26 protein-coding genes and 1 tRNA gene are annotated in these 26,045 nt (G+C 40.5%); 5 read left to right on the top strand and 22 right to left on the bottom strand.

Features of this window, described 5'->3' with window-relative positions:
- Positions 1-16: 16 nt before the first annotated feature.
- The 3 genes from BET01_RS06335 to BET01_RS06325 are packed head-to-tail and all read right to left on the bottom strand — an operon-like array spanning position 17 to position 3,610.
- Positions 17-1,693, bottom strand: coding sequence for an extracellular solute-binding protein (locus BET01_RS06335; RefSeq protein WP_120195956.1), 1,677 nt, complete (start codon positions 1,691-1,693; stop codon positions 17-19).
- A gap of 33 nt (positions 1,694-1,726) precedes the next feature.
- Complete coding sequence (locus BET01_RS06330) at positions 1,727-2,641, bottom strand: carbohydrate ABC transporter permease (protein WP_120195955.1); 915 nt, start codon at positions 2,639-2,641, stop codon at positions 1,727-1,729.
- A gap of 12 nt (positions 2,642-2,653) precedes the next feature.
- Positions 2,654-3,610: an ABC transporter permease gene (locus tag BET01_RS06325; RefSeq protein ID WP_120195954.1), complete on the bottom strand. Its 957-nt coding sequence runs from the start codon at positions 3,608-3,610 to the stop codon at positions 2,654-2,656.
- 285 nt (positions 3,611-3,895) lie between these two features.
- Between BET01_RS06325 and BET01_RS06320 the strand changes: the two genes are divergently transcribed.
- Positions 3,896-4,846, top strand: coding sequence for a helix-turn-helix domain-containing protein (locus tag BET01_RS06320; RefSeq protein ID WP_120195953.1), 951 nt, complete (start codon positions 3,896-3,898; stop codon positions 4,844-4,846).
- 85 nt (positions 4,847-4,931) lie between these two features.
- Here BET01_RS06320 and BET01_RS06315 read toward each other — a convergent pair whose 3' ends face one another.
- From BET01_RS06315 to hemA, 9 genes are all read right to left on the bottom strand, one after another.
- Positions 4,932-5,714: a hypothetical protein gene (locus BET01_RS06315; protein WP_120195952.1), complete on the bottom strand. Its 783-nt coding sequence runs from the start codon at positions 5,712-5,714 to the stop codon at positions 4,932-4,934.
- Positions 5,707-6,324: an RNA polymerase sigma factor gene (locus BET01_RS06310; RefSeq protein ID WP_120195951.1), complete on the bottom strand. Its 618-nt coding sequence runs from the start codon at positions 6,322-6,324 to the stop codon at positions 5,707-5,709. The genes BET01_RS06315 and BET01_RS06310 overlap by 8 nt, the downstream gene beginning before the upstream one ends.
- Positions 6,325-6,541: 217 nt before the next feature.
- The gene (gene ftsH, locus BET01_RS06305; protein ID WP_120195950.1) at positions 6,542-8,410 is read right to left on the bottom strand and encodes an ATP-dependent zinc metalloprotease FtsH; all 1,869 of its coding nucleotides are present in this window, start codon (positions 8,408-8,410) and stop codon (positions 6,542-6,544) included.
- Positions 8,394-8,936, bottom strand: coding sequence for a flavodoxin family protein (locus BET01_RS06300; RefSeq protein WP_120195949.1), 543 nt, complete (start codon positions 8,934-8,936; stop codon positions 8,394-8,396). Before BET01_RS06300 ends, ftsH begins: the two co-directional genes overlap by 17 nt.
- A gap of 184 nt (positions 8,937-9,120) precedes the next feature.
- Positions 9,121-10,395, bottom strand: coding sequence for a glutamate-1-semialdehyde 2,1-aminomutase (hemL, locus tag BET01_RS06295; RefSeq protein ID WP_120195992.1), 1,275 nt, complete (start codon positions 10,393-10,395; stop codon positions 9,121-9,123).
- Between the two features lie 4 nt (positions 10,396-10,399).
- Positions 10,400-11,932 carry a uroporphyrinogen-III C-methyltransferase gene (gene cobA, locus BET01_RS06290; protein WP_120195948.1) on the bottom strand — a complete coding sequence of 511 codons (1,533 nt, stop codon included), beginning with the start codon at positions 11,930-11,932 and terminating at the stop codon, positions 10,400-10,402.
- Between the two features lie 12 nt (positions 11,933-11,944).
- Positions 11,945-12,847 (bottom strand): hydroxymethylbilane synthase, encoded by a 903-nt coding sequence (gene hemC, locus BET01_RS06285; protein WP_120195947.1) that lies wholly within the window; start codon positions 12,845-12,847, stop codon positions 11,945-11,947.
- Complete coding sequence (locus tag BET01_RS06280; protein ID WP_120195946.1) at positions 12,837-13,478, bottom strand: precorrin-2 dehydrogenase/sirohydrochlorin ferrochelatase family protein; 642 nt, start codon at positions 13,476-13,478, stop codon at positions 12,837-12,839. Before BET01_RS06280 ends, hemC begins: the two co-directional genes overlap by 11 nt.
- A gap of 2 nt (positions 13,479-13,480) precedes the next feature.
- Positions 13,481-14,644, bottom strand: coding sequence for a glutamyl-tRNA reductase (gene hemA / locus BET01_RS06275; protein ID WP_243117138.1), 1,164 nt, complete (start codon positions 14,642-14,644; stop codon positions 13,481-13,483).
- 161 nt (positions 14,645-14,805) lie between these two features.
- Between hemA and BET01_RS06270 the strand changes: the two genes are divergently transcribed.
- Positions 14,806-15,300, top strand: coding sequence for a GNAT family N-acetyltransferase (locus BET01_RS06270; RefSeq protein WP_120195945.1), 495 nt, complete (start codon positions 14,806-14,808; stop codon positions 15,298-15,300).
- Positions 15,301-15,342: 42 nt separating this feature from the next.
- Here BET01_RS06270 and BET01_RS06265 read toward each other — a convergent pair whose 3' ends face one another.
- From BET01_RS06265 to BET01_RS06255, 3 genes are read right to left on the bottom strand one after another with little or no spacing between them, the layout of a single operon-like run.
- The gene (locus tag BET01_RS06265; RefSeq protein ID WP_279221926.1) at positions 15,343-16,026 is read right to left on the bottom strand and encodes an amino acid ABC transporter ATP-binding protein; all 684 of its coding nucleotides are present in this window, start codon (positions 16,024-16,026) and stop codon (positions 15,343-15,345) included.
- Positions 16,027-16,081: 55 nt separating this feature from the next.
- On the bottom strand, positions 16,082-16,774 hold the full coding sequence (locus BET01_RS06260) for an amino acid ABC transporter permease (protein WP_120195943.1): 693 nt from the start codon (positions 16,772-16,774) through the stop codon (positions 16,082-16,084).
- A gap of 17 nt (positions 16,775-16,791) precedes the next feature.
- A complete protein-coding gene (locus tag BET01_RS06255) occupies positions 16,792-17,613 on the bottom strand; it encodes a basic amino acid ABC transporter substrate-binding protein (protein WP_120195942.1) in 822 nt (273 codons plus the stop codon).
- Between the two features lie 208 nt (positions 17,614-17,821).
- On the opposite strand from BET01_RS06255, the gene BET01_RS06250 reads away from it, so the two are divergent.
- Both BET01_RS06250 and BET01_RS06245 read left to right on the top strand, forming a co-directional pair.
- Positions 17,822-18,616, top strand: coding sequence for a TMEM164 family acyltransferase (locus BET01_RS06250; RefSeq protein WP_120195941.1), 795 nt, complete (start codon positions 17,822-17,824; stop codon positions 18,614-18,616).
- 17 nt (positions 18,617-18,633) lie between these two features.
- Positions 18,634-19,050 (top strand): C-GCAxxG-C-C family protein, encoded by a 417-nt coding sequence (locus BET01_RS06245; RefSeq protein ID WP_120195940.1) that lies wholly within the window; start codon positions 18,634-18,636, stop codon positions 19,048-19,050.
- Here BET01_RS06245 and BET01_RS06240 read toward each other — a convergent pair.
- From BET01_RS06240 to BET01_RS06230, 3 genes are all read right to left on the bottom strand, one after another.
- On the bottom strand, positions 19,028-19,756 hold the full coding sequence (locus BET01_RS06240) for a peptidoglycan recognition protein family protein (protein WP_120195939.1): 729 nt from the start codon (positions 19,754-19,756) through the stop codon (positions 19,028-19,030). The genes BET01_RS06245 and BET01_RS06240 overlap by 23 nt on opposite strands.
- 85 nt (positions 19,757-19,841) lie before the next feature.
- Positions 19,842-21,425 carry a ClC family H(+)/Cl(-) exchange transporter gene (locus BET01_RS06235; RefSeq protein ID WP_120195938.1) on the bottom strand — a complete coding sequence of 528 codons (1,584 nt, stop codon included), beginning with the start codon at positions 21,423-21,425 and terminating at the stop codon, positions 19,842-19,844.
- 165 nt (positions 21,426-21,590) lie between these two features.
- On the bottom strand, positions 21,591-21,812 hold the full coding sequence (locus tag BET01_RS06230; RefSeq protein WP_120195990.1) for an HPr family phosphocarrier protein: 222 nt from the start codon (positions 21,810-21,812) through the stop codon (positions 21,591-21,593).
- Positions 21,813-22,184: 372 nt separating this feature from the next.
- On the opposite strand from BET01_RS06230, the gene BET01_RS06225 reads away from it, so the two are divergent.
- Positions 22,185-22,272: transfer RNA gene (locus BET01_RS06225), tRNA-Ser, on the top strand.
- A gap of 237 nt (positions 22,273-22,509) precedes the next feature.
- Here the strand turns inward: BET01_RS06225 and BET01_RS06220 are convergent.
- The 4 genes from BET01_RS06220 to BET01_RS06205 form a co-directional block, all read right to left on the bottom strand.
- Positions 22,510-23,223 carry a hypothetical protein gene (locus BET01_RS06220; protein ID WP_120195937.1) on the bottom strand — a complete coding sequence of 238 codons (714 nt, stop codon included), beginning with the start codon at positions 23,221-23,223 and terminating at the stop codon, positions 22,510-22,512.
- A gap of 73 nt (positions 23,224-23,296) precedes the next feature.
- Positions 23,297-23,845 carry a hypothetical protein gene (locus BET01_RS06215; protein ID WP_147422797.1) on the bottom strand — a complete coding sequence of 183 codons (549 nt, stop codon included), beginning with the start codon at positions 23,843-23,845 and terminating at the stop codon, positions 23,297-23,299.
- Entirely contained in the window at positions 23,829-25,247 is a 1,419-nt protein-coding gene (locus tag BET01_RS06210) for a sensor histidine kinase (RefSeq protein ID WP_120195935.1), read from the bottom strand. The genes BET01_RS06215 and BET01_RS06210 overlap by 17 nt, the downstream gene beginning before the upstream one ends.
- Positions 25,248-25,901, bottom strand: coding sequence for a response regulator transcription factor (locus BET01_RS06205; protein WP_120195934.1), 654 nt, complete (start codon positions 25,899-25,901; stop codon positions 25,248-25,250).
- Positions 25,902-26,045: the final 144 nt, after the last annotated feature.

Genomic DNA, 26,045 nt, shown 5'->3' with positions numbered 1-26,045 from the left:
CAACAGCCCCTTTTTCTTATTGCGCGATAAAATCTCCAGAATCCACTAACTTCTGCTTTTCATCAAGAATTTCCTGATATCCATTATCTAAATATTCCTTACTGTACTTCTCGTATTTGGCATCTAGTTCCTCTGGCTTACAGGTAATCATATCCACATAAAACTCCTGCCACATGGCAGTTAAGTCTGCTGCATACTCTCCTGTGGATTCTATACTCTTTGTGAAAATCGGGCTGATGAGGCCATATTGTTCCACTTCCTTGGCATAATCATAGGACTGAGTAACCAAATCCTCGTATCCAGCTGGGGCAAGAAGTCTAATATTGGCTTTTAGGTTTTTCTCATCATTGCCATAATCGGTCATCTCTGTAACCAGGCACCAATAATCTTTGTTATTGTTATTGGATAACTTGGATTCTCCTTTGAAATCCTTAACAGGTACTGCAATTCCGTCGGAATCCAGAGTGTAGTTAACCCCTTCTGCACCATTTTGTAAAAAGAACAGATTCTTAGGCTGTGACATCCAGTTTAAGAACATCCAAACTGCAGCTCTTTGCTTTTCGTCTGTCTTTGAATTAATACCCATAACCATTCCGTAGGGTGGGTATTTATAATAGTATGGGTGGCTTCCTTTTGGTGCCTGGGCAGATGGACTAATGACGGAGACTTCTGCCTTGGGATCGTTGGCCTTTAAGCTATTTATAACGTCCGTATTTGCGGAGATATAAAAAGAGTAGGTTCCCACATTTCCAGCCACAAAATCGGCTTTCCATGCTGCGTCATCGGCATTTAAATAAAACTCTGGATCAAGGATTCCATCATTAAAATCTTGATTCATGGCTTTTAAATAATCCTTGGTCACATTCCAGGTAAGAGGTGCCACATTAAGGTCCAGATATTGGTTTAGATCTTTTTTATCTGGGGAGGAACCGATGAAGGGATATTCATAGGTATAGCTCTTATTCACAATCTGAGCACCCAGCTTACCTAGTCCTGCTGTCTTCCATGCCTTTGCTGCCTCTATAAGCTCCTCTCTTGTTGTGGGCTTTTCTTTTCCTACCTGATCCAACCAATCCTGACGGATGAGGGTGACCCAGTTATAATAGATGGGATTTCGATCTGCAAAGAAGAACGTGTTTTTCTCATCTAATTTTCCGTATGTGTTTATGGTTTTCTCCGCTTTCTTAAGATAATCGGGAGCATAATATTTCATTTCTTCTAAGTTAAGTTCCTGCATGGCTCCCTCAGAATTATAGTTCACTGCCTGGGGCATGTCGTAATGGTAGATGATATCAGGTGCATTGCCTGCTGCAATCATCTGCATATAATCTGCAATCTCTTTCTGACGATTGATTGCTACATACTGTACCGTTACATTATATTTATCTCCAAATTCCTTTTGAATCCAACGGGTGTAATAATTATTTACCGGATCCCAGCCTTCAAATCCTCTGTCATACACAGGGATTTTAATGGTTACCTTCTCAGGAAACCCTTTGGAATAATCGGTGAATTCAGTGCTACCAGTTTCTGCTTTGGCTTCCTCTGTCTTATTTGTTTCCCCCTCTTTTTTATCATTTGCCGTAGAGGCAGATACCTCTTTCTTTGCACCGCAACCAGACAGCACCCCCGCTGCCATAACAGATGCAAGACCAAAGGCTGCCGCCCTCTTCCATACCTTCCCTTTTTTCATAAATACCCTCCTTTTCTTTTCATTCCAATATCATCAACCTTTTACTGCACCTATCATGGTTCCCTGAACAAAATATCGTTGTACAAAGGGATAAATACAGATAATTGGTAATGTTGCAAAGATAATGCAGGATGCCTTTAACACCTCTGGATTTGTAATCTGACCTACGGCGGTTCCCCCTTCGGCCTTAAAGGATTCGCTGGCTGCCACAACCAAGTAATAAAGTTTTAGCTGCAAAGGCCGCAGATCCACCCGCTGCTTGATATAAAACAAGGCATCGGAATAAGCATTCCAACGTCCTACAGCGTAGAACAAGGAAATCGTTGCTATAATAGGTTTGGATAACGGAACCACAATGTGGCTTAGGATCTTAAAATGACTGGCACCATCTATAAGTGCCGACTCAATCAGGCTGTCAGGAATGGAAGCCTTAAAGTTATTTTTCATAATCAGAAAATTATAGGCCGCAAAGGAAAGCGGTAAAATCATGCACCACCAAGTATCCAGCATATTCAGGTTATTCATCAGTAAGTAATCTGGTATGGTACCTGCGGTGAAATACATGGTAAACATAATGAGAAAGGTCATGAACTTTCTCCCTTTTAACTGGACTCTGCTTAAAGCATAGGCCGAACTTATGGTTAAAAAGGTTCCAATGGCTGTAAAGGCTGCCGTTACAATCACGGATACATATAAAGACCGAACGATGGAGGCATCCTGAAAGACTTTTTTGTAAGCATTGAAATTAATTCCCTTGGGGATTAGAAAAATCTTATTTGCGATGACATAGGCTTCCTGACTAATGGATTTTGCAAAAATATGAACAAAAGGAAGCAGGCAAGTCATTGAAATGGCAAGAAGCAAACCATAAAAGAAGAGATCAACCAAAAGATCTTTTCCTCTTTTTTTCGTCCATGCCCTGGGTTTTATGTACTGATTTTGGCTCATGATGGTTCCTCCTTATATGAGACCGTCTTCTCCAAGACGTTTGGCTATGTAATCAGCTCCTATGACCAGAGCCAGACCAATCACAGACTGGAACAGACCTAGCGCCGTGGCTTCACTGAATTTCCCACTCTCAATTCCCCATCGGTATACCAAAACAGGAATTGTGGTGGTGTATTCAGTGGCCTTTGCATTGGCCAGTGCATATATCCGTTCAAAAGAGCCTCCCATAAGCTTTCCAAGATTCATAATCAGCAAAGTAACTATGGTGCTTCGGATACAGGGAATTGTCACGTGAAGGCACTGCTTTAAGCGTCCTGCGCCATCTACCCTTGCCGCCTCATAAAGCTCGGAATTGACACCGGTAATGGCCGCCAGATAAATAATCGTTCCCCAGCCCATGGACTGCCATACTCCAATGAGCACATAACTAATCAGCCACCAAGTATTATCCTGAAGAAATGGGATAGGGCTGTTTCCGGCATTCTGAATCAAAACATTAACCACGCCGCTGCTAACAGAAAACAGAGAATATCCGATCCCTCCGATAATGACCCAGGATAGAAAATGGGGCAAATACAAAAGAGTTTGAACTACGCTTTTAAAATACCGATTTTTAATTTCATTGAGGATGAGGGCTAAGATAATCGGCATAGGAAATCCGAATACAAGATCCAGGACGTTTAGCAAAAGCGTATTGCCTACGGCCTGACCAAAATCCCTTTTTCCAAATACCTTCTGGAATATGGAAAACCCTACCCATTCACTCCCTGCATACCCCTTTGCCACCTTATAATCTTTAAACGCGATGGACAGTCCACTGTATGGCAGAAATTTAAATACCAGTATAAAAAGCATAGGAAGAAACATGAGCACATAAAGCTGCCAATCCCTTTGCAAATAACGAAGGATCCCATTTTTCTTACTCTGATTTAAACTGCCTGGGTTTCTCTGCGTTTCAGAACGTTTCATAATATCCCCCCATATGTGCAATTAGTGATAGTTATATTATAGAAAATTCACAATACTGTTTCCAATCAAATCCATATGAAAACTATGCAATTTCAACCTTTTATTATTTTAGAGACTAGAGAAATACCATTTATATTTCCCGGTCTTTCGAGCTTTTTTTCAAAACCCACTTGAATCCAAGCTTTATTCCGTATTATCAATGGTATTTTGAAGTTTTTTTGGTTGAAATTCGAATTATATATCATGTATAATTAATAGATTAAAACCAGGAGGGATTTAGCAGATATGCCCAGACAAAAAAAGACTGTTATTGAGTTCAGAGATTATGATTTGCCAGTTCATTTTCCTGTTCTTCTCCTAACAGGGGAACATTGGAGAATCTCCGACGTTCCTTCGGGACGTCTTCATATACATAATTGCCTTGAGATTGGCATTTGTGAGACGGACAGCGGAATTATGAAGTTTGAGGATACCTCTTTTCCTTTTCAGGCAGGAGATATCACTGCCGTTTCTTGCGACATCCCACATACCACATGTAGTGCACCTGGGGCTAATAGCAAATGGTCTTATCTGTTTGTAGATATGGGAGAGCTTCTTCATCCGTTTTTCTATGGCACAGATCTTCACAATGTAGAGCTTTTCTCTGTCTCGGAACATCATTTAAACCTGATTATGGGGAAAGAGAAATATCCGGTCATACACTCTCTTGTTTACGAAATTATGGAAGAGATGAAACACAAGGAAGCCGGGTATGAGCTTGCTGTTCGTGGTCTTTTCCTAACACTGGCCTCTAATCTTATGAGAATTGCCGTCCATAACCAAAAGAAAAAAGACCAGCAACCGGAAAATGCTCTGGTCATTGCCCCGGCACTGGAATTTATCAGGTATCACTATATGGAAGATTTCCCTATGGAACACCTAGCAACCTTATGTGGATTAAGCCCCACTCATTTTCGGAGATTGTTCTCCTCCATTGCAGGTAAAAGGCCCTTAGATCACTTAAATACCACACGAATTCGAAAGGCGGCTGATCTGCTGCGCATGACAGAAGACTCCGTCTTAAGCATCTCTGAGCGGGTAGGATTTCATTCCATCTCAAGCTTTAATCGGTACTTTCTTACTATCATGGGGAAATCACCAAGAGAGTGGCGTAAGCAGATGTCCATTATTAAAGATCAATCTTTATTTAAATACAACGGCTGGATGTATGCTGAGATATTAAAGAAAAATGAATGATAGAATAAAGCTGCCAGCCTTCTCCTCTTGCTAAAAGCAATGGATTAGACTGGCAGCTTAATAGATAACATAAAATCGCTTAAAATCACTTCATATCGATCACTTCTTTTGCCATACCGCTTAAAGCATCTAATTTCACATCTTCAAATGTAAATAGCAAGTAATCAATCCCTTCTTCTGACCAACTTATGGTTTTAAATTCTTTCCGTTCTTCCTTAGTGCTTCCATAACTAATTGCTAATTTTCCTTCTTTCTCAAGTTTTAAATCTGCGTCTGAAGCGACCGCATCTCCTGGCAGCATCAAATATTGCTGTTTCATTGCCTTCAATGTAATTCCCTGATAGCTTTCCTGATTTGATTCAAGATTTGATTCTTCTGCCAGAGCTTCCTGGTGTACATGACTCGCTAATGTCACCTGCCCATTATCTCCAAAACTTGCGTATGTCTCTGGATAGGCGATGACCTGATTGCTGTTTTCATCCATACCTTTTACCTGTGAGATGTATCCTAATTGAAATTTCAAACCATTAGAAAACGTTTCTATGATCTTCGGGGAAGCCTTCATCTGATCACTGGCCTGCTTACGAAGTTCTTCTATGGAATGAATATCATCTTTACTATAGCTTGAGCTAACTAAATTGGTGATCTTCCCCGCTGCAACTGCGGTAACTGTACCTAATACTGTAATAAATGCGATTGCTGTTAAGGTTACTGCTAACTTATTTCTTCTAAATTTCATATGCCCACTCCTTTGATTACATTTTTTATGGATTTCTAATAGACGCTGTTCTTCATCCATGTCTGGTTCTGTGGAATCAAGTTCCGTTTTTATCATATCTCTTAAATCATCCTCTAAATTCCTAGCCATGGCAAACTCCCCTTTCCTCTTCTATATCCGCACTGCTCTCTTCCTTAAGCAAATCCTTTAGAAGCTTCCTAGCCTTGAATAGACGGGATTTTACAGTCCCCTCCATGGTTCCAGTCACTTTTGCTATCTCTTTGGTACTTAACTCATTGTAATAATACAATAAAACAACAGTCCGGTATTTTAAGTCAAGGCATTGAAGTGCACTTTGAATCTCAGAGGAAACTTCGGCTTTCAAAATTGCTGCCAGAGGGCCTTTATCCCTTCCATCTTCCTGGATTTGTTCCCCTCTCGTTTTTTCATCTTCCTGATCTAGAATTCCTTCAAATGAGAGTTCCGCTCTTCCCTTTTTTCTTTTTTCAAGACGCCAGGCTGTTCTCACCATGATCTGGTAAAGCCAAGACTCAAACCGTTCGGGTTCCTTTAATGTAGTTCTGTAAAGAAAGCATTTAACAAACGTCTCTTGAAGGATATCTTCACTGTCACTCCGGTTGCCAGTGATAAAATACGCCATACGGTATAGCTTTTTGGAACAGGAACGGTATAGTTCATCAAACGCTGCTTCGTTGCCCCCAAGCATGCTTTCTACCAAAGCTCTTTTTTCTCCGTCCATAACCTTTTCCTTTCCTTTTTTAGATGCATCTATATACTAAGAGACAGCAAATACTCCTTTGGTTCACTTTTTTTACAAAAAAAGAACCAAAGTTGAAAACAACGGGCCTGCAGTCATACGGCATACGTGATCCTTATCCCTTAACTGCAGTCAAAGCCGTTTTCGTCTCTGATTCTTTTATTGATAATTCCTATTATCACTTACAAACCACTGAGGCTTATACTTGTACTACCTCTTTCCGGAAGATATTCATAAATTCCTCACCAGTAATTGTCTCCCGCTCTAATAAATATTCAGCGATTTCATGGAGCTTGTTCACATTGTCCTTTAATATTTTAAACGCCTTCTGGTGTTGGTCACGAACTATTTTTATAACAGCTTCGTCAATCCGCTTTGCCGTATCAGGGGAGCAAGCAAGGGATGTATCTCCTCCCAAATACTGATTGGTCACTGTCTCTAATGCCACCATATCAAACTCATCTGTCATTCCGTACCTGGTAACCATTGCCCTGGCAATTCTTGTGGCCTGCTCAATATCATTGGAGGCACCGCTGGTAACTGTTTGAAAGATAAGTTCCTCTGCGGCTCTTCCTCCGGTAAAGGTAGCAATCTTATTCAGTGCAGCTTCCTTTGTCAAAAGATGACGTTCCTCTTCATCCACCTGCATGGTATAGCCAAGGGCACCTGAGGTTCTTGGAATAATGGTAATCTTATGAACCGGTGCTGAGTGAGTCTGAGAAGCCGCAACCAGGGCATGTCCAACCTCATGGTATGCAATGATCTTCTTTTCTTCCAAATTGACTGAGGCATCCTTTTTCTGATATCCTGCTATAACCACTTCAACACTTTCTTCCATATCTCTATGGGTAACGGTATTTCTGCCCATACGCACCGCTCTTAACGCTGACTCATTAATAATATTGGCAAGCTCCGCACCGCTCGCTCCAGAGGAAGCCAGGGCTATTCCCCTAAAATCCACGTCATCAGATAACTTTACATTCTTTCCGTGAACCTTTAAAATGGCTTCCCTACCTTTTAGATCAGGCAGTTCTACAGGAATGCGTCGATCAAACCGTCCTGGTCTTAGCAATGCTTTGTCGAGAGAATCGGGGCGGTTGGTCGCTGCCAGGATGACAACGCCCTTCTTTCCGTCAAACCCATCCATCTCAGCCAGAAGCTGATTTAAGGTCTGTTCTCTTTCGTCGTTTCCGGAAAAGCCACCTCCATCACGTTTCTTACCTATGGTATCAATCTCATCAATAAATACAATGCATGGTGCTTTGTCATTGGCCTGCTTAAATAAATCCCTGACCTTAGCAGCACCCATACCCACAAACATTTCCACAAATTCCGAACCGGAGATGGAGAAAAACGGCACATGAGCCTCTCCTGCCACGGCCCTTGCAAGAAGAGTCTTACCAGTTCCGGGAGGTCCTACTAAAAGAGCTCCCTTTGGAAGAGATGCCCCAATATCTGTATACTTACTAGGATTGTGAAGAAAATCCACAATTTCATTTAAGGCTTCTTTTGCTTCCTCCTGTCCAGCTACATCCTCGAATGTCTTTCCTGTCTCAGATTCCGCATAAATCTTTGCATTGGACTTACCAAATGACATTGCATTGCCGCCGCCCATCTTCTTTTGTAATTGTCTCGATAAAAAATTACCCAAAAAGACAAATATCAGAATTGGTATAATCCATGTGAGCAGAAAAGAAATCATGGGAGACATCTGAACTACAATGGCCTTTTCAAACTGGACGTTATGGGAAACTAACCGCTCCATTAAAGTGTCATCCGGCCATGGACCAGTTTTATATACTTGAAGTACGGGCTTTCCTTCCCAGTCCTTTTTTCCGGTGTCAGACTTAAACTGAATCTCTGTCTCTGTCTTTGCCACTGCCTGTACTTTTCCCTGATCCACCATTTCCAAAAAGGTGCTGTATGGCACTTCTGTCATGGATTTTGACTGAATCCAAGGTACTGTAAGAGCATTAAATATAACCATAAGTATTAATACAATGGCATAATAATACATAAATGATTTGTTCTTTTTATTTCCTGAGTTATTATCATCTTTTAACCCCATCATGTTCCTCCTCTTCCTTTGTATCCTGTTTTAACACGGATTGTACAAACTGGCATACATTATCTAAATCCTGCTCATTGGGGTGCAGCATTGCATCTTCATAAGCGGAAATCAAAGCTCTGATTTGCGGAGTGTCGCTGACATTCTGCATCAACCTGTATTTTTCAAGTATGAAAGGTCCCAGCTTACCTCCACATAAAAAGCAGCCAAGATATTCGTTATCATCTGGCAGAAAAACAGCCACCTGCCGCTCCACTTGTTTTAAATAATCATCATTTCCCATTACCCCGCAAGTACCAAACAATGCAATTTTCTTTCCATGCAGACCAGAAAGAAAGTCCATCATCTCAGTCTCACAGGTTCCCCGGTTATTCCAGAAACCAATGAAATACGTATCAGCTTCTTCTGCACGTAATTCTTCCAGTCTGACAATATCTTTGGACTTTCCGGGAAGGGATTCAAATACTCTGAGAGCTACCTTTTGAGTATTTCCGGTTTTACTAATATATACAACCAAATAGTCCATAGATTGAGCCTCCTATAAGACTAAAATATACCAAATTTGTTTTTTTATCAATAGAAATCCCAAATGTTAATACAATTTATGTAATTTTTAGAATTTTAAAGAATTTAATTTTGTCATTTATGGATTAAAAACGGGCCGGAAAAAGGGGAGTTCTCTCCATTCTCCGGCCCGCCAAACAATTCTTTTATAGATGTCTGGCTGCTTCCTTTATGATGTTGCAAGTTGTCTCAATATCCTCGTCCGTGTGAGCTGCACTGAGGAATAAAATCTCAAATTGAGATGGAGCTGTATAGATACCGTGGTCTAACAAATAGTGGAAGTACTTTGCATACTTTTTCGTATCAGAAGTAAGGGCTGTCTCAAAATCCACTACCGGAGTTGTCTGAAAGAACACACTAAGCAAAGAACCAGCCTGATTCACCTGGGTATCTGGCAGCGCTTCTTTTAGTGCAGACACAAGCTTACTTGCCTTCTTCTCAAGTCCCGTATAGATTTCTGGTTGTTCCATTAAGGCTTTTATGGTTGCGATTCCTGCTGCCGTTGCGATTGGGTTACCGGAAAGAGTTCCTGCCTGATACACCTTCCCAACGGGGGAAACGGTTTCCATAATCTCTCGTCTGCCACCATAGACTCCCATTGGCATTCCGCCTCCAGCTATTTTACCAAGTGTGGTTATGTCTGGGATAACGTTATAATATTTTTGCGCCCCACCGATTCCCATACGAAATCCGGTGATTACTTCATCAAAAATCAACAATGCACCATAACGAGTCGTAATCTCTCTTAAAAACTCCAGAAAACCAGGACTTGGAGGAACCAGTCCCATATTGGCAGCCACCGGTTCAACCACAATCGCTGCAATGGATTCCGGAAACTGTTCAAACAAATCCTTTACAGATGTTTCCCCATTGTACGATGCAAGTAGCGTATGCTCCGTATAGGATGCAGGGACTCCAGCACTGTCTGGTGATGAGCCAGTTAAGGCGCCTGAACCAGCTTTTACCAAAAGCCCATCGGAATGGCCATGATAGCATCCTTTAAACTTCACAATCTTATCTCTTCCCGTAAATCCTCTGGCTGCACGAATGGCGCTCATAACCGCTTCCGTACCAGAGCTCACCATACGCATCATTTCCATGGAAGGAATACATTCTTTAATCAGTTGTCCAAGGATAAGTTCTTTTTTCGTAGGTGCACCAAAAGACAAACCATCAAGACAAGCTTCTCTGACTGCTTCAATCACAGGAGGGTAACCATGTCCTAAAATACATGGTCCCCAGGAATTAACGAAGTCAATGTATTCATTGCCATCTTCATCAAAGATACGAGAGCCTGATGCTCTTTTGATAAACACAGGAGCTCCTCCTACGGAACCAAAGGCGCGTACCGGGCTATTGACTCCTCCCGGGAAATAATTCTGAGATTCTAGAAACAATGCTTCTGACGTTTCAAACTTCATATTGTTATACTCCATTCCTTCCATTGGTTTTCTTACTCCAGTCCTGGCATATGGCTTTTGCCACTCCCTGGGTGCTGTATTCTTCTGCAATGAGATCCGCTTTTCTTCCATAAGAAGCCAATGCTTCTGCCGTAATATCTCCAATACAGACAACATTAACATCCTCTAATGACTTCTTTGCCCCCAAGGAATTCTTTTCAAAAAATGCCTCCACTCCAGAAGCGCTGGCAAAGGTCACATAATCCAATTCATTTATAAGGTCTAAACGGTTACCGCTTGTTTCTTCTATCGATACCACATCATAAAGCACCACATCATCATAAACTGCTTTTATCTCGTTAAGAATCTGGTTCAATTCCTTTGATCCACGAGAGGACCTTGGAATCAGAAGTCTGTCCTCTTTTGTTATCTCATCTCGCAGACCTTCTGCCAGATCAATCACCTGGTATTTCTTTGGGGTATAATCAGAACGGAATCCATACTTTAGAAGCTCATCAGCCGTACCTTTTCCAACCGTAGCGAATTTAACGTGACCAACGGCCCGATAATCTTTTCCACATTTCATAAGCCCTACAAAGAACTCTCGAACAGCATTGGCACTGGTAAATACAATCCAGGTGTAGCCAGAAAGTTCCTTATAGGCTTTTAACATTCTCTCTTCGTCCCAATATGTCTTAAGTTCCAGACTGAAAAGTTGTTCTGCAGTTCCACCAAGATAAGACAACTCCTTATGAAGCTTTCCTGTAAAAGAAGGAGTTCCCGTGATTCCAATACGGCACCCTTCTAAAGGAAGTTTGTTGGTAGAAGAAAAATCAAGGGCAGCCGTATCTCCCACCACGATAATGGCAGGACTTTTAATTCCAGCATCCTTTGCCTTTTGCTCTAAATCCAGTAAATTCCCTCGAACCACCTTCTGCCCTGGTAATGTTCCACTTTCAATAACTGCCGCCGGTGTGGTATCAGGTTTCCCCTGCTTTATAAGCCCTTTTACAATCAAAGGAAGATTTCCAAGTCCCATGAGAAAGATTAAGGTTCCACTCAACCTTGCAAAGGCATCAAAATCTGGAGGCAGGGTTCCTCCTTCCGAAAGAGTATGTCCTGTCATTACGTGAAAGCTGCGGCTTAATGCCCGGTGGGTAACCGGAATGCCGGCACTGGCAAGGGCTGCCACAGCAGAGGTAACACCAGAAACTACTTCAAATGGAATGTCTGCCTTTTGAAGTGCGATTATTTCCTCTCCTCCCCTGCCAAATACAAAGGGATCTCCACCTTTTAACCGAACGATATGAAGCCCTTTTTCAGCCAGTTCTACTAGTAGCTGGTTAATCTCCTCCTGCTTCATGGAATGAGCACCAGCCCGTTTCCCCACATAGATTTTCTCACAATGATCAGGCACTGCCTTAAGAAGAAGGTCAGATGCCAGGGAATCATATACCACTGCATCGCAGCTTTTAAGTCTTGACAGTCCTTTTTCCGTAATGAGCCCCGGATCACCAGGGCCTGCGCCTACCAGATAGACAATTCCTCTTTCCTTCATTCTTTTCTCCTTTTATGAAAGACCTTTGGCTGCCAGTTGAGCCAGGTGATCCAGTTCTGTTAACTCTCCAAATAAATGAATCCTTTTTGTTTCTTCCCCTCTTCGATTGACTCCAAAGACTTCCATCTTTCCATCTACGAATCTGGAATAGATGCCGATTGGTTCATGACAACCTGCATCTAAAAGCTTTAAAATATGTCGTTCCAGGTTAAGGCAGAGACTTGCATTTTCATCATTGATCTGAGCATATAAAGATTCCATGCCGGAGTTTATCCGTCCCTCTACCGCTAAAATCCCCTGACCTCCTGCTGGTACAAAGGACTCGCAGTCAAAGCATTGATAATCATATCTTCCATCTTCCCAAAGCCCAAGTCGTTTAAGACCTGCCGCTGCTAAGATAATGCCGTCATATTCTCCCTTTGCCATCTTTAAAAGACGAGTCTGTACATTGCCTCTTAAATTCTCACAACGAATCTCCATATCTGGCCAAAGCATCTTTCCAGTCTCGTGAATCTGCATCTTTCTTCTTAAACTGGAAGTTCCTATTACAAGTTCCTTCTTGCCTAGAAAACTACTTCCCGCTAAGGTCACTAAAACGTCTCTTGGATCTTCTCTTTCTAAGACTGCTACAATGCCAAGACCCTCTTCTAATACCATAGGCATGTCCTTGGCACTGTGGACAGCGAGATCGATTTCTCCGCGTAAAAGGGCCTGTTCAAACTCGGTTACGAACACGCCCTTTCCGCCAAATTCTAAAAGTGGTTTATCAAGAATCCGGTCCCCTTCCGTCTGCTTTAACACAAGTTCTGTCAAAATCCCATTTCCAGCCTTTTCGATCGCTTCGGCTACAAGACCTGTCTGGGCAACAGCCAACTCACTTCTCCTGGTTCCGATTCGTATGACTTTATCTTTCATGTTCCGCAAGTTTCCTCTCTATCAGTTCTTCTGCCTGCTCTCTGGTAAAGATTCCTCCCTGTTGGATTCCTTGTTCTACCATGGTTTTAAATATATCTGTTCTTATAGAAATAAGATCTACTTTTTCCTTTACCAAATCCCGGTAAGCCCCAAGCTGCTCTGCCAGATCCCCAAAACCATCTGGGATCGCTTCTTTGAATTTATCCTTTAAATATTTGGCAATGGTAGGCGAATGTCCCCCTGTGGATATTGCCACTGTAATGTGCTTATCTTTAATGAGAGCAGGGAAAATAAAGCTGCATTCCTCCTGCACATCAACCACATTAATGGGAATCTTCCTGGCCCTGCACAAATCAGATATATGCTTATTAAGCGCCTCATCAGAAGTCCCAGCCACAACAAAATCCGGGTCTTCCAGATCAGATTCTTTAAACTCTCGTTCTTCCAGCTTCAAGTTTCCACGCCATTCTTTTTGAAGCTTTCTTAATTCCGGATGAAACTTAGGCGCCACCACCGTAATCTGCGGACAATAATCCATAAGCACTTCGACCTTTCGGTACGACACAGTGCCTCCTCCTACAATGAGACATTTCTTATCTTCTAAATCCACAAAAAACGGAAAATATGCCATAGTTAATCCTCCTTAATCCAACTCTCCAAGTCATCTAAGGTTTTAAGCACTACCTTAAGCTCATCGCTCTTTAACTGGTCTCTCACACGAAAAAGAAGGCTTTCCAGACGTTTTCCTGTAAACGCTGCCTTAAGCTCGTCCATACGACGAATATAAGGGTGAAATACCACTTCCTTAATAGCGGCATCCAATTCTTCTTCCATAATGGCATTTGCAAGATCCAGTTCCCTTAGTTTTATATCTGTGTTATTTTTAGAAAGGGTTTCAAAGTAATCGATATCAAACAAAGTCAACCCCTCCAGCCTTTCAATAGAAGCATCCATATCCACTGGCACTGCCACATCAATAAAAAGACGCTTTTTCTTGTCTTTTAGAACCTTTGATAAGTCCTCATACGTTATGGTGTAATGGGGACCAAGGGTTGCACTGATAACAATGTCCATATCGTCCATGTACTGATACCGTTCTTTATAATCAACGGCTTTTACATAATCACTTTGTATATTAACGGTTAAACATTCGTTGTGTTTGCGAACCGTACCAGTAACCTCGATGCCTTGCTTTGAAATCAGGTTCTTTGTAATGGTAGTTCCCATCTTTCCAGACATGCCAATCACCATTACCTTTTTACACTCATTCCCGTTTTCAAAATGAAACACTTCATTGGCTACTAGGGTAGCTATGGACAAAGGAGTTTTAGATAAGTTAGTATCCGTTTTGATCCGCTTTGCGCAGGACACTGCTCTTTGAAATAATACATTCATCTCATAATCCACAGTCTTCATATCTTTGGATATCTGATATGCTTCCTTTACCTGACCTAAGATCTCATCTTCTCCAAGTACCATGGAATCAAATCCACAGGTTACCTTAAACAAGTGCCCTATGGCACTTTCTCCATTATAGATATTTAAATATTTTAATACTTCTTCCAGACGCACCTTTTTAAATTCTGCCAACTCTTGCTGTAGTTCTGATACCGCCTGCTTGGTACCAGAGACATAAATTTCGCTTCGGTTACAGGTACAAAGAATCACAATTCCTGTGATCGCTTCCTTGCCAGAAAGAATCTCTATGAATTCCCTTTTCTCCTCTTCCCGAAACGCAAACTGTTCCCGAATGGTAACAGGAGCCATCTTATGACTTACACTCAAACAATACATCATCTTCTTTTGCCTTCTTACTCGTTAATATTAAAACATATATAAACTCCTTCCTATTCTAACATAACCATAGCAAAAAGAGCAATCCATAATGGCAGGAAGAAAAAAATTGCAGCATCTTCTAATTGTGATATAATTCTAAAAAACAGACAGGGGAATGACCAATGAACATAAGACAAGCAAAACCAGAAGACTCCAAGCTTTTCTTAGGATTAATGAAACAACTGGACCACGAGACGGAATTCATGATGCTGGAGCCAGGAGAGCGAACCACAACCGCTGAGGATATGGAGCACTACCTTCTTAGCATGGAAAAATCCAACTCCCTTTTGCTACTCCTATTTGATGGTCAAGAAGTTGCTGGCTTTCTATCTGCCAAAAGAGGCGCTGCCAACCGGATCAAGCACTCCGCCTATATAGTCTGTGGAGTTTTAAAAGATTACAGAGGAAAAGGCTACGGAACTTCACTCTTTAGGGAACTATTAAAATGGGCTCCAGAAAACGGCATTACAAGATTGGAACTTACGGTTATGTCTCATAATGAAAAGGCCGTTCAGCTATACCGAAACATGGGCTTTGAGATGGAAGGAAAACTGGTTCATTCCATGATTGTAAATGGAGCTTACGTAGATCAGTACGCAATGGCAAAACTTATATAATTTAAAATGCCCCCGGATACTTTCTCCGGGGGCATTTATGATTTAAAGCACTTTGCTTAAAAATAGTTTTAATCTATCATTCTTTGGGTTTTCAAAGAATTCCACTGGTTCATTCTCTTCCATGAAATAGCCGCCATCCATGAACATAACGCGGGTGGCTACCTCTTTGGCAAATCCCATCTCGTGGGTCACCACCACCATAGTCATCTTCTCTTCGGCAAGCTCTCTCATAACATTTAACACCTCGCCTACCATCTCTGGATCAAGGGCAGAAGTCGGTTCATCAAAAAGCATCACATCTGGATTCATACATAAGGCACGGACAATGGCAATACGCTGTTTCTGACCGCCTGAGAGCTGATTTGGATAAGCGTTTGCTCTATCCTTTAATCCTACCTTATCTAATAGCTTTAAGGCCTGTTCCTCTGCCTCTTTGCTACTTTTCCCCTGAAGCTTTATGGGTGCTAGTGTTAAGTTCTTTAAGATGGTCATATGAGGGAATAGATTAAACTGCTGGAATACCATTCCCATCTTCTGACGGTGCTTGTCTATATCCGTCTTCTTATCTACGATGTCAGTCCCCTCAAAAAGGATATGTCCGCCGCTAGGCTCCTCCAGACGGTTTAAGCACCGAAGAAAGGTACTCTTACCAGAACCAGAAGGTCCAATCACACAGACTACATCTCCTTTATAAATATCAACGGAGATGTCCTTAAGTACTTCCATATCACCAAATTTTTTACCCAGATTTTGAACCTGAATCAGTGGGGTTCCTATTTCATTAATGTTCACTCTTATGCAGCCTCCTCTCAAGTAATGTGACTAGATATGAAAATACCATTACCATGATCAGGTAAATAATGGCCACAGAGATCAGAGGCATAAATGCGTTATACGTACGGCTTTTAATAATATCGCCGCCCTTTGTCAGATCCTGGAGTCCTATGTATCCTGCTACAGACGTCTCCTTCAAAAGAACGATGAATTCGTTAGCCAGAGTTGGGACTACATTTTTAAACGCCTGAGGCATGATGATAAACAACATGGTCTGGGCATAATTAAATCCCAGGCTCCGCCCTGCCTCAAACTGTCCCCGCTCTATAGAACTGATTCCACTGCGGAAAATCTCTGCCACATAGGCGCCGGAGTTGATTCCGAATGCCAGGATTGCCGTAAAAATCTGACCTGGATCATGAAATGCAAAAATAATGAAATACATGATCATGAGCTGTACAACAACTGGCGTTCCGCGGATCACCGTCAGGTATACACTGCAAATGGCATTTAAAATCTTTAATTTGCCGGTATTTTCATAGGTGGAACGAATGATCGCAACCACAAATCCTAATAAAATACCGATCAAAACAGCAAAAAACGTAATCTTCAACGTATTTTGCAAACCATCGACAATGTACTTCCAACGGTCATCTACGATAAAATTTTGATAAAAATCATCTCTTAGCTTTTCCCACATGGCACTCTTCCTTTTTTTTATTCTGCAGTAATATACTTATCTACGATCTTTTGCAGTTCACCGGAATCCTTTAAATCTTTAATGGCCCCGTTTAATTTTTCTAATAATTCTGTGTTGCCTTTTTTAACGGCGATGGCATACTCTTCTTCGGTAAATGCTTTATCAAGTACTTTTAAACCTGCATTGTTTTTTACAAATACTTTTGCAGGTTCACGGTCAATGACAACCGCATCAATCTTGTCCTGAGTAAGAGCCATAACTGCATCCATACCTTTGTTATATCTTTTAATATCTCCGTCTTTAATATCAGCAGCATAGATATCGCCGGTAGTACCAGTCTGAACACCGATTTTCTTTCCTTCCAGATTATCTGGTTCAACAATGTCGCTTCCTTCTTTTACAATGATAACCTGAGCTGCCTTAGCATAGGTATCAGTAAAATCCACGTTTTTCTTACGATCTTCATTAATTGTCATACCAGCAGCGGTAAAATCTGCTTTGCCAGTCTGAACAGCTGGAATAAGAGAATCAAATGCCATATCCTGGATCTCTATCTCCATGCCTAATTTATCTGCAATCGCTTTTGCGATTTCAGCATCAATACCAACAATTTCGTTCTTTTCATGAAATTCGTAAGGTGGGAATTCAGCATTAGTAACCATAACAAGTTTTCCGCCTGTCGCGCTTTCCCCTGCCTTTGTCTCTGTTGCAGAGCTTTCTGCTCCTGCTTTTTCTGATGCTTTTGCAGTTGTTTCTGTCTTCGTTCCTGATCCGCCACACGCGGTTAAAGCTGCAGCCATACATACAGCAGCGGCAATTAAAATTACATTCTTTTTCATAATGATTCCTCCTTATATGCATAAATCTGCATAATTATTAAACCAAGTATCAGTTATTCATTATATAGCATTTTCGGAATTAATCAAGTACTTCATTAGAAGAAAACGCTTAATTTTATACATAATTTCATTTATCTTGCATGTTTTTTTCCAATCCATTATAATATAGTTTAAATTTGGATAACAGGAAAAATGAAGGTAACAATCAATGAGGGATTTTCTTGAAAGAACCGCATGGCCTATGAATCCGCCTCTCCCCTACTCCCTGTTTCACATTCTCTTTCTGGCGGTTGGGCTTACACTGGCAGTTTTGCTGGCTTATATTACAAGCAAACACATTTATAAGAAACATCTGACCAGGCTACTTTTCGTCTGTGGACTTGTCCTCGCAGGAACAGAAGCTTATAAGCAACTCTTTCTTTATTATGTAGTCAATGAGCAGTCCTATAACTGGTGGTATTTTCCATTTCAACTTTGCAGCCTTCCCATGTATTTTTGTCTGATTCTCCCCTTTGTTCCTGGGAAAAAGGGGCAAACTATTCTATGCACCTTTATGCAGGATTTTAATCTCTTAGGAGGGGTCATGGCTCTGGCAGAGCCTTCCGGACTGTTCCACCCTTATTGGCTTTTAACCCTTCACGGACTTATCTGGCATCTGCTTTTGATTTACATTGGTCTGGTCATTGCATTCTCCCAATTATCTGATGACACCTTAAAAGGGTTTGTAAAAACCATACCTTTGTTTCTGCTTTGCTGTTTCATCGCTTCTATTATTAATAGAACTGCCAAGCCTTTGGGTCAGGCTGACATGTTTTATATCTCCCCTTACTATCCCTCCGCGCAGATTGTATTTCATGAAATCGCAGTCGCTTTGGGCATAGGAATTGGGAATCTGGTTTATTTATTTGCTACCTGTTTTGGTGGATTTGTATTTCACTGCATCTTTAACAGAATTCATCTGCGGCCTGTATCTTACAAAAGGCCAATGACTTCTGCTGATTAAAAAGGAGGAATTTTCACATGTCAGATACAACAAGAGAAAGAATAGAAGAAGCTTTAAAAAAACACGATAAGGGCTATAACTGTGCACAGGCCGTTTCCTGCGTATTCTGCGACAAAGTAGGCATCAACGAAGCAATCATGTTTCGTTTTACCGAAGGCATGGGACTTGGTATGGGAGGCATGGAAGGCACCTGTGGCGCCATTGGCGCAGCCTCCATACTCTCTGGTCTAAAAAATAGTTCTGCCCATCTGGAAAGCCCTGATTCTAAAAAGCTCTCTTATGAGATGTCCAGTCAGTGCTTATCAAACTTCAAGAACCAAAATGGCAGCGTAATCTGCAAGGACTTAAAGGGAGCAGAAACAGGAACGGTACTGCGCTCCTGTAATGACTGCATCGCCGACTCTGTGCGGATTATTGATGAAACTCTTTTCTAGCCCCTTTGACATCCTGCAAAAATTGTTTCCATAGATCTTCATGAGCGACAAAAAATCTGGGACAATCTTTACCGGTAGCATCGTAATGACGGATTACATCTTTTTCAGTCAATCCCAGATTCTCACAAAGGTATGCCGTGAATCTTACTAGAGATTCATAGGTATCTTCATTAAACTTTCCAGTCTCATCGGGATGGCAACATTCAATGGAAATGGTATCTGAATTCTTTTCCTTTGATGTGGCATATGCCATCTCTGTGATTGGAATGCCTTGAAGAACTTCACCGTCCAGACCGATGATAAAATGACTGCTGGCTGAAATTTTTTTAATCCCTTTTTGATCCTTTAAGCTGTCAAAATAGGCCATATTCTGCTTGGCGGTGGTTCCTGGATTTGCAACATAATGAATTACAATTTGTTTGACCCGTTTCATCTGGGTCTGAGGCCTTGAATATTGATTTGGTGTGATAAAATCCTGTTTTACCCATTCTGGCATGGCAACAGTCTTTAAATCCACATAATTTCTTTGAAAAAGCTGACTGAGTGCAATTAATAGCACGGTCAAGGCAGAGGCTAAGATTAAAATTTTTACAATTATGTACAGGATATTTAATAATGTCTGCTTCTTCTTTTGTTTCCTGCGTTTCTCTCTTTGGCGCCGGCGCCGTTCCAGCTCGTTAAAGCTATCCTTTGTCTGATCTTTCATATGCTAAACTCCTGAAATGACTTTTTATTAGTTTACGTCTTATCACGGGAAAAAGTCAACCAAAAATCAGGATTTCCATAAATGATCAGGCCTTGGATTCCATTTTAACGGTCTGGCATACTTCTTGTAACAGTTGGTGAAGATCCCTTTGAACGGTTTCTTCGCACAGAACCACAATCTTGTCTCCAGGCATGAGCGCAGTTTCTCCTCTAGGTACAAATTCCGCCTCTCCCCTTATCAAAGAGACTAACAGGCAAGTTCTGGGCCAGTGGATTTCAGATACCCTTCGCCCCTCAGCCTCACTTCCATGAAATATCATACCTTCTACCAAAACCTTTTCTCCTTTGGATTCAGACCATTTTCTAGGATCAAGTTTTGTTAACAGTCGGTTAAGGAGCTGATCGTACACAGGAGCACAATGCACTAAATCCGGGATTACATAAGCGACTAGAGACACCATAGAAAGAGTCAAAAGGTGAGAGAAACCTCCCGTCATTTCACTAATTAATATAATCCCCGTAATGGGAGCCCGTACAATGGCTGAAAAATACCCAGCCATACCAAGAATAATAAAATTGCCTAAAAGACCATCGAACGAGTTGCTTACCCCCTGGACCGCCTTATAATAAATGCTGCCGATGATAGCACCTAACACCAAAAGTGGCAAAAAGATCCCTCCTGGCGCACCTGAGCCAAAACTAATAAGGGAAAAACAAAACTTAAGTACAAACAGGGTCAAAAGCGCACCTATCATCATCTGATCAGCGGTCAAACCTTCTACCAGTGAATGACCTCCGCCTAATACATAGGGGTATGTAAAACCAAAGATTCCTGCCAATAAAAAGGGGATTAAAAACCGTATCGTCTGCCTCGGTATCTTTTGAAATAGGTCCTGAGTTTTGGAAAGACAGGTATTATACAAGATTCCAAGGCCTCCAAGAAGCACGCCTAAAATCATGACATGTCCATAAGTGCTTAAAGGCATCATACGGGTAATCTGAAAATCAAACACAGGTTTTAATCCAAAGACATTCCTGGAAACAAAGTCCGCTGTAATTGAGGATGCCATGGTAGATAAAAGCACCTCTGGAGAAAAATTCTTATGTATTTCTTCCAAGGAAAATAAAACTCCGGCTATGGGTGCATTAAAGGCGGCAGAAAGACCTGCACTTGCTCCACATGTAATTAGAAGCCTCTCTTCTGTTTTAACCCGCTTGGTTAGACGGGAAAATCCCTTGGCTGTCATAGCACCAAGCTGAATGCTGGGGCCTTCTCTTCCAAGTGATAAGCCGCAGCCAATGCTTAACAAGCCACCAATCAGTTTTGCAGAAAGGACTTTCCACCAACAAGGATCTATGGCACCAATCATCTCCCCTTCCACTTGGGGAATCCCGCTTCCTGATATGAAAGATTCCCAAGTCAAAAGTTTGGCAACAATCATGGCCGAGACCACCAAGAAGACAAACCAGAAAGGGATTAATGAGGTATGAGTTTTCCCATATGCCAAAAGAGAGCGAAGCAACTCTTCGGCATAGCTGAGTAAATACCGAAAGAACACCACAACTACTCCTGAAACGGCTCCCACGACGATTCCTTCCAATATCAAAGCGTAACGAAAACTTCGAAAACGATTCATTGTATTTTTAACAGAATGTTCTTCTGCCTGCATTCCAATACCTCCTGTCAATTTCATTCATACTTGCTTCTATAAGAAACAATTTAAAATTATAGCCCTAACTACAGATGTTTGCAAGAAAAAGACCGACAAATCAAAAATAAACCCCTTTTGTTTGCTAAGAAAAACAAAAAGAGTTCATTTTGTATGGTTTGGACATCAAGCAGCATGATCGATTAAATCTTCTGGAGAGGCGGTATCATTATAGCAGACAATCTCTACCTGTCTCCCTATGCCTATAATCATAATTCCCATCAGGGATTTCCCATCTATTACCAACTGATTGCAAATGACTTTGATTTCATAATTGCATTTTTCAGCCTTTACCACAAATGCAACTAATTCTTCCACTGTTGAAAATGTGTGTTTTATGTTCCTCATTCCTACACCTCTTCCATGAATTTCTTTGGTTTTATATAAGTATTCCACAAAAATGATTGGGATTTTCATAAAAATATGGACTTATTTACGACTTAATCCTATTCTTTCCATTGTTCCTAACATTATTCTGTTAAAATGGATTTATTTCACAAAAAACCACTACACAAATTTAGTTTTATCGTGTATAATCGTATGGTCTGCATATCTATCTTATGATGGTGGAATGCAAGATGATAATGATTTCACAGAATCAACTGAAGTTTATTTGAATTTACGGAATTTTGAAATTTAAGTTATTTACCGATTAATACGTTTTTTCTACACTTTGCCTTGATTTTTTAGGAAAGGCTGTATGTATTAAAAATAAAATATGGAGCGGTATCGAAGTGGTCATAACGAGCCTGACTCGAAATCAGGTTGTCGGGCAACCGGCACGTGGGTTCAAATCCCACCCGCTCCGCTGTAAGCCTATCTATTGTATATATTTACGATAGGCTCTTTAATGAATTATATACTCTTTAAGTAGAGAGTTCTTTTGTTTCAGTGGATCTCCATTGTACTAGCTTCATTGATATACCGTTTACCAGTAATAAGCTGGCACAGGAATGTATGAGATTTTATATAATTCAGCATATTTAAAGACCAGCACAATGTGCTGGCCTTATTTTGTCTGATCCTTATAACATCATTGAGATATTTACTTATCTAAAAGACTAAGCCCCATGATTCCTGTCTGCACTTCGTTAATCCTGTCATTGGCAATGATCGCTTTTCCCTTAACGCCATCCAAATGATCAATGATTTCTCCATCCGGTACATTGGGGTAAGCCTGGTGATTATACTTCAATACAGAATACTGAGTTTTATTATCACTATAATAAGGAATAATTAAATCATGATAACCATTATCCAACGTATCACTGACAATGATTGGTTCATTTACTAACGTAAACTCCTGTGTGATGTGCAGCTTTCCGCCATTTTCAGACAGCAGCAATGCACTGCTTCCTCCGGTGCCGCTGGTATAGGGACCCGTAACCATAGCAAATATTTCATTTTTCCCGTCATCATTTAAATCAATATAGTTATAGAAATAATGTGTTGTTTCATAATAATCCTCCGGTACCACCATATCTTCAATGATCAGATCTCTCAGTTCTTTAAAGGGCTTTGTCTCCGCTTTCATGCCTGTTATGCCTTCCGGTAGCGTCAGCATTGGGATTTCGTCTGTTCCAGCCTTTACGTTATCAGCTACTGTAGATACATTAGAAACCGATGTTTCCTCTGATGCGCTTGTAGCCTTATGATCCTTCTGCAGGTTAGATGTTTTATTCCCGCAAGCGCTAATAGACAATGTAACAGCAACTGCAAGACTTCCTAACAGCAGCATCCTGTGATTTCTTTTCTTCATTCTTTTAATCCTCCATCTGTTTTTTATGTTATACTGTATTTTCACAAATGAATGTAACAAACTTGTATAATCCCTACGAATTTTTTAAATAATTTTCCCACTGCATTTTTAAAACATCATCTTCTATTCCAATGGGCTGAACAAATAGCAGTTTACCGCTCTCTTCTTCCAACGTAATTTGATATTTGATATCCTTTATTGTAATGATGCCTTTCCAAATCAACATCGTGCTTGACGGTGTCTCTGAGTCGATTAACAGATAAGGGGTTATGTCGATCTCACTTAAGATAGGACCATAGATACTGGCCTCTAAAACAGATATTTTGCACAGCTCCCGGAAACATTGTCTGCGTGCCTCATATAAGCTATACCTGTCTCCTGTCTTAAGTTGGGTAAGCTTTAGATCGGCATTGCTGTCAGCAAGCAGATTCAATTTTTCTTCTAGAGTTAAGGCATTATTTTCTACTTTGTCAATCTGAAAAACTTCCATATCCATTTCTTTTGTCTCACGAAACACCTTCTGGTCTTCATATTGAAAATAAAAATATGGAAAGATTAGAATTCCAAACGCTAAAGCAGCTATCTTTGTTATATATAATACATGGTTAAACATCCTGCTCATCCACAATTCCCTTCCATACCAATGTTACGGTAGTTCCTTTCCCAACCTCGCTTTCAAACAGCATTTCACCATTATGAATATTCATAATGTTAGAACAGATGGCTAACCCCAGGCCTGCTCCCCCCTCTGATCTGGAACGAGACTTATCCACCCGGTAAAACGCTTCCTGAATTTTAGATATTTCCTCTTTAGGCATTCCAATTCCATTATCCTTTATAGAAATCCATACATTCCCATTCTTGCAACCAGCTTCAATGGTTATCTTACCATTGATTCCAGCCGCTTTTCCTCCATTGTCCAATATATTTAATAATACATTTTTCATAAGCTCTGTATCTGCCCTTATAGGAAAATCTACAACAGACTTTTTTACCGTAATTTTCTTTTTGTCAAAGACTGGTTTCATTGCTTCCAGTGCGTCTTCCAACAAATTTTGAACTGTACTGATGGTAATGTTGGGCATTGCGTTTTTATCTATCAATAGCTGCATCATCCTGTTAGAAAGTGCCTCCAGCCTCTTTCCTTCTGAAATAATATAGTTTACCGCATATAATAAATCTTCTTCTTTCATTTTGCTTCTCTTTATTAAATCTGCATACCCTATCATTGCAGTAAGGGGGGTTCTGATCTCATGCGCCAGACTTCCTGCCAACTCCTCCTGCTTTTTTGCTGTTTCCTTCAGCAACTGGATTTTTTCTTCCAATTGCTCTGCCATGCTATTAAAATCAGTTGCCAAGATGCCAACTTCATCATTTCCTTTATATTCCACTCTCTCCGTATAGTCTCCATATCTGACTTTTTTAACTGCATCAATCAATTTATGAATTGGCATTGTTAATTTTATAGCATTAAACGCATTGATGAACGCACTTAAGATTCCTACCAGGATTACAGTTATAAGAAAGATTCTTTGCTGCTCTGCTTTCTCCGCAAAAATCTGTGTAAGGTCTTTATGCGTCTCTATGATAACAGGTTCATCCAACAGTTCTGTCAAAACCGACATCTTCAAAAAATATCTGTTTTCATTTTTTCCTACACCATAAACAATCTTATACGGAGATAATCCGGCGGTCTCTTTATCTGAAAATTCTTCATCATTGTTTTGAAAAAGCACCTTTCCGCTTTCATCCCTTATTCTATAAGATTCTTCTTGCCAATTATCCTTTAAAATATCAATTGCTTCCTCAATACTGTTCATTGATTCCTTATACATCGTGCTGCTGTCATTTGCAAGCACTGTTACCAATTCTCTATGAATATTTTCAATATTTTCTTTTTCCCGTTCAACTTCCAATAAATATGTTTTGTGAAATGTCATTGACAGCAGTACAACCCCTTCTAACGTTAAAGCAAATAGCACCATTAGAAGGGTATTTGAGAATATTTTCCAGGAAAGATTCATTTATTCCTCCAAACGGTATCCAACTTTAAACACAGACACCAACTGATCATATAAATCTAATTTTTTACGCAGCCTTTGTATATGCATATCCACCGTCCTACTATCTCCAATATACTCCCTATCCCATACCTTTTCATAGATCTGCTCTCTAAACAATGCCAGATTTTTATTGCTAATAAACAGCACCAGCAATTTAAATTCTTTTTCCGTAAGGGGAATCTCCTTTTCACCCTTTGTAATTTTGTGAGATGATACATTCACAGATATATCTTTATAAGTCAGAATTTCATCTGTTTTGTAGTACCGTCTAAGCACGTTTTCAATTCGAACTTGCAATTCCTCAATCTGAAAGGGTTTTGTCAAGTAATCATCAGCCCCCAACTTGAAACCCTTTACTTTGTCCTGTACACTTGCTTTTGCAGTCAAAAAAATTACCGGGATCTCCATTGGACGAATAAATTCCATTAATTCAAATCCATTGGCTTTCGGCAGCATAATATCCAAAAGAATCAAGGAATACCTCTTTTCTAAAATTTTATCTGCCGCTTCTTCCCCGTCATAAACCTGTTCACATCCATACCCCATAGCTCTCAAGCTTAGATTGATGAAATCAGATATGGGCTTTTCATCTTCTATAATCAAAATATTATACATTTTCATTTCCTTTCTAACCAATTCCTCTTTTCCCAACGAACAGAACAGATACAAAAACTAATTTATGGTATCTGTCAATAACCTTTTACTTATTATTTTATATTGTTCCTCTTATTATATAAAAAACATATATTTGTATCAATT

Source organism: Lacrimispora algidixylanolytica, assembly GCF_003609635.1.
GTDB classification, from domain to species: domain Bacteria; phylum Bacillota; class Clostridia; order Lachnospirales; family Lachnospiraceae; genus Lacrimispora; species Lacrimispora algidixylanolytica.
The sequence above is the reverse complement of the archived record's forward strand: the minus strand, read 5'-3'. Positions and strand labels throughout refer to the sequence as shown.

Excerpts from the sequence above, each read along its gene's own strand:
- BET01_RS06335 (WP_120195956.1), bottom strand. The coding sequence starts at position 1,693 with ATGAAAAAAGGGAAGGTATGGAAGAGGGCGGCAGCCTTTGGTCTTGCA.
- BET01_RS06330 (WP_120195955.1), bottom strand. The coding sequence starts at position 2,641 with ATGAGCCAAAATCAGTACATAAAACCCAGGGCATGGACGAAAAAAAGA.
- BET01_RS06325 (WP_120195954.1), bottom strand. The coding sequence starts at position 3,610 with ATGAAACGTTCTGAAACGCAGAGAAACCCAGGCAGTTTAAATCAGAGT.
- BET01_RS06320 (WP_120195953.1), top strand. The coding sequence starts at position 3,896 with ATGCCCAGACAAAAAAAGACTGTTATTGAGTTCAGAGATTATGATTTG.
- BET01_RS06315 (WP_120195952.1), bottom strand. The coding sequence starts at position 5,714 with ATGGCTAGGAATTTAGAGGATGATTTAAGAGATATGATAAAAACGGAA.
- BET01_RS06310 (WP_120195951.1), bottom strand. The coding sequence starts at position 6,324 with ATGGACGGAGAAAAAAGAGCTTTGGTAGAAAGCATGCTTGGGGGCAAC.
- ftsH (WP_120195950.1), bottom strand. The coding sequence starts at position 8,410 with ATGGGGTTAAAAGATGATAATAACTCAGGAAATAAAAAGAACAAATCA.
- BET01_RS06300 (WP_120195949.1), bottom strand. The coding sequence starts at position 8,936 with ATGGACTATTTGGTTGTATATATTAGTAAAACCGGAAATACTCAAAAG.
- hemL (WP_120195992.1), bottom strand. The coding sequence starts at position 10,395 with ATGAAGTTTGAAACGTCAGAAGCATTGTTTCTAGAATCTCAGAATTAT.
- cobA (WP_120195948.1), bottom strand. The coding sequence starts at position 11,932 with ATGAAGGAAAGAGGAATTGTCTATCTGGTAGGCGCAGGCCCTGGTGAT.
- hemC (WP_120195947.1), bottom strand. The coding sequence starts at position 12,847 with ATGAAAGATAAAGTCATACGAATCGGAACCAGGAGAAGTGAGTTGGCT.
- BET01_RS06280 (WP_120195946.1), bottom strand. The coding sequence starts at position 13,478 with ATGGCATATTTTCCGTTTTTTGTGGATTTAGAAGATAAGAAATGTCTC.
- hemA (WP_243117138.1), bottom strand. The coding sequence starts at position 14,644 with ATGATGTATTGTTTGAGTGTAAGTCATAAGATGGCTCCTGTTACCATT.
- BET01_RS06270 (WP_120195945.1), top strand. The coding sequence starts at position 14,806 with ATGAACATAAGACAAGCAAAACCAGAAGACTCCAAGCTTTTCTTAGGA.
- BET01_RS06265 (WP_279221926.1), bottom strand. The coding sequence starts at position 16,026 with ATGGAAGTACTTAAGGACATCTCCGTTGATATTTATAAAGGAGATGTA.
- BET01_RS06260 (WP_120195943.1), bottom strand. The coding sequence starts at position 16,774 with ATGTGGGAAAAGCTAAGAGATGATTTTTATCAAAATTTTATCGTAGAT.
- BET01_RS06255 (WP_120195942.1), bottom strand. The coding sequence starts at position 17,613 with ATGAAAAAGAATGTAATTTTAATTGCCGCTGCTGTATGTATGGCTGCA.
- BET01_RS06250 (WP_120195941.1), top strand. The coding sequence starts at position 17,822 with ATGAGGGATTTTCTTGAAAGAACCGCATGGCCTATGAATCCGCCTCTC.
- BET01_RS06245 (WP_120195940.1), top strand. The coding sequence starts at position 18,634 with ATGTCAGATACAACAAGAGAAAGAATAGAAGAAGCTTTAAAAAAACAC.
- BET01_RS06240 (WP_120195939.1), bottom strand. The coding sequence starts at position 19,756 with ATGAAAGATCAGACAAAGGATAGCTTTAACGAGCTGGAACGGCGCCGG.
- BET01_RS06235 (WP_120195938.1), bottom strand. The coding sequence starts at position 21,425 with ATGCAGGCAGAAGAACATTCTGTTAAAAATACAATGAATCGTTTTCGA.
- BET01_RS06230 (WP_120195990.1), bottom strand. The coding sequence starts at position 21,812 with ATGAGGAACATAAAACACACATTTTCAACAGTGGAAGAATTAGTTGCA.
- BET01_RS06220 (WP_120195937.1), bottom strand. The coding sequence starts at position 23,223 with ATGAAGAAAAGAAATCACAGGATGCTGCTGTTAGGAAGTCTTGCAGTT.
- BET01_RS06215 (WP_147422797.1), bottom strand. The coding sequence starts at position 23,845 with ATGAGCAGGATGTTTAACCATGTATTATATATAACAAAGATAGCTGCT.
- BET01_RS06210 (WP_120195935.1), bottom strand. The coding sequence starts at position 25,247 with ATGAATCTTTCCTGGAAAATATTCTCAAATACCCTTCTAATGGTGCTA.
- BET01_RS06205 (WP_120195934.1), bottom strand. The coding sequence starts at position 25,901 with ATGTATAATATTTTGATTATAGAAGATGAAAAGCCCATATCTGATTTC.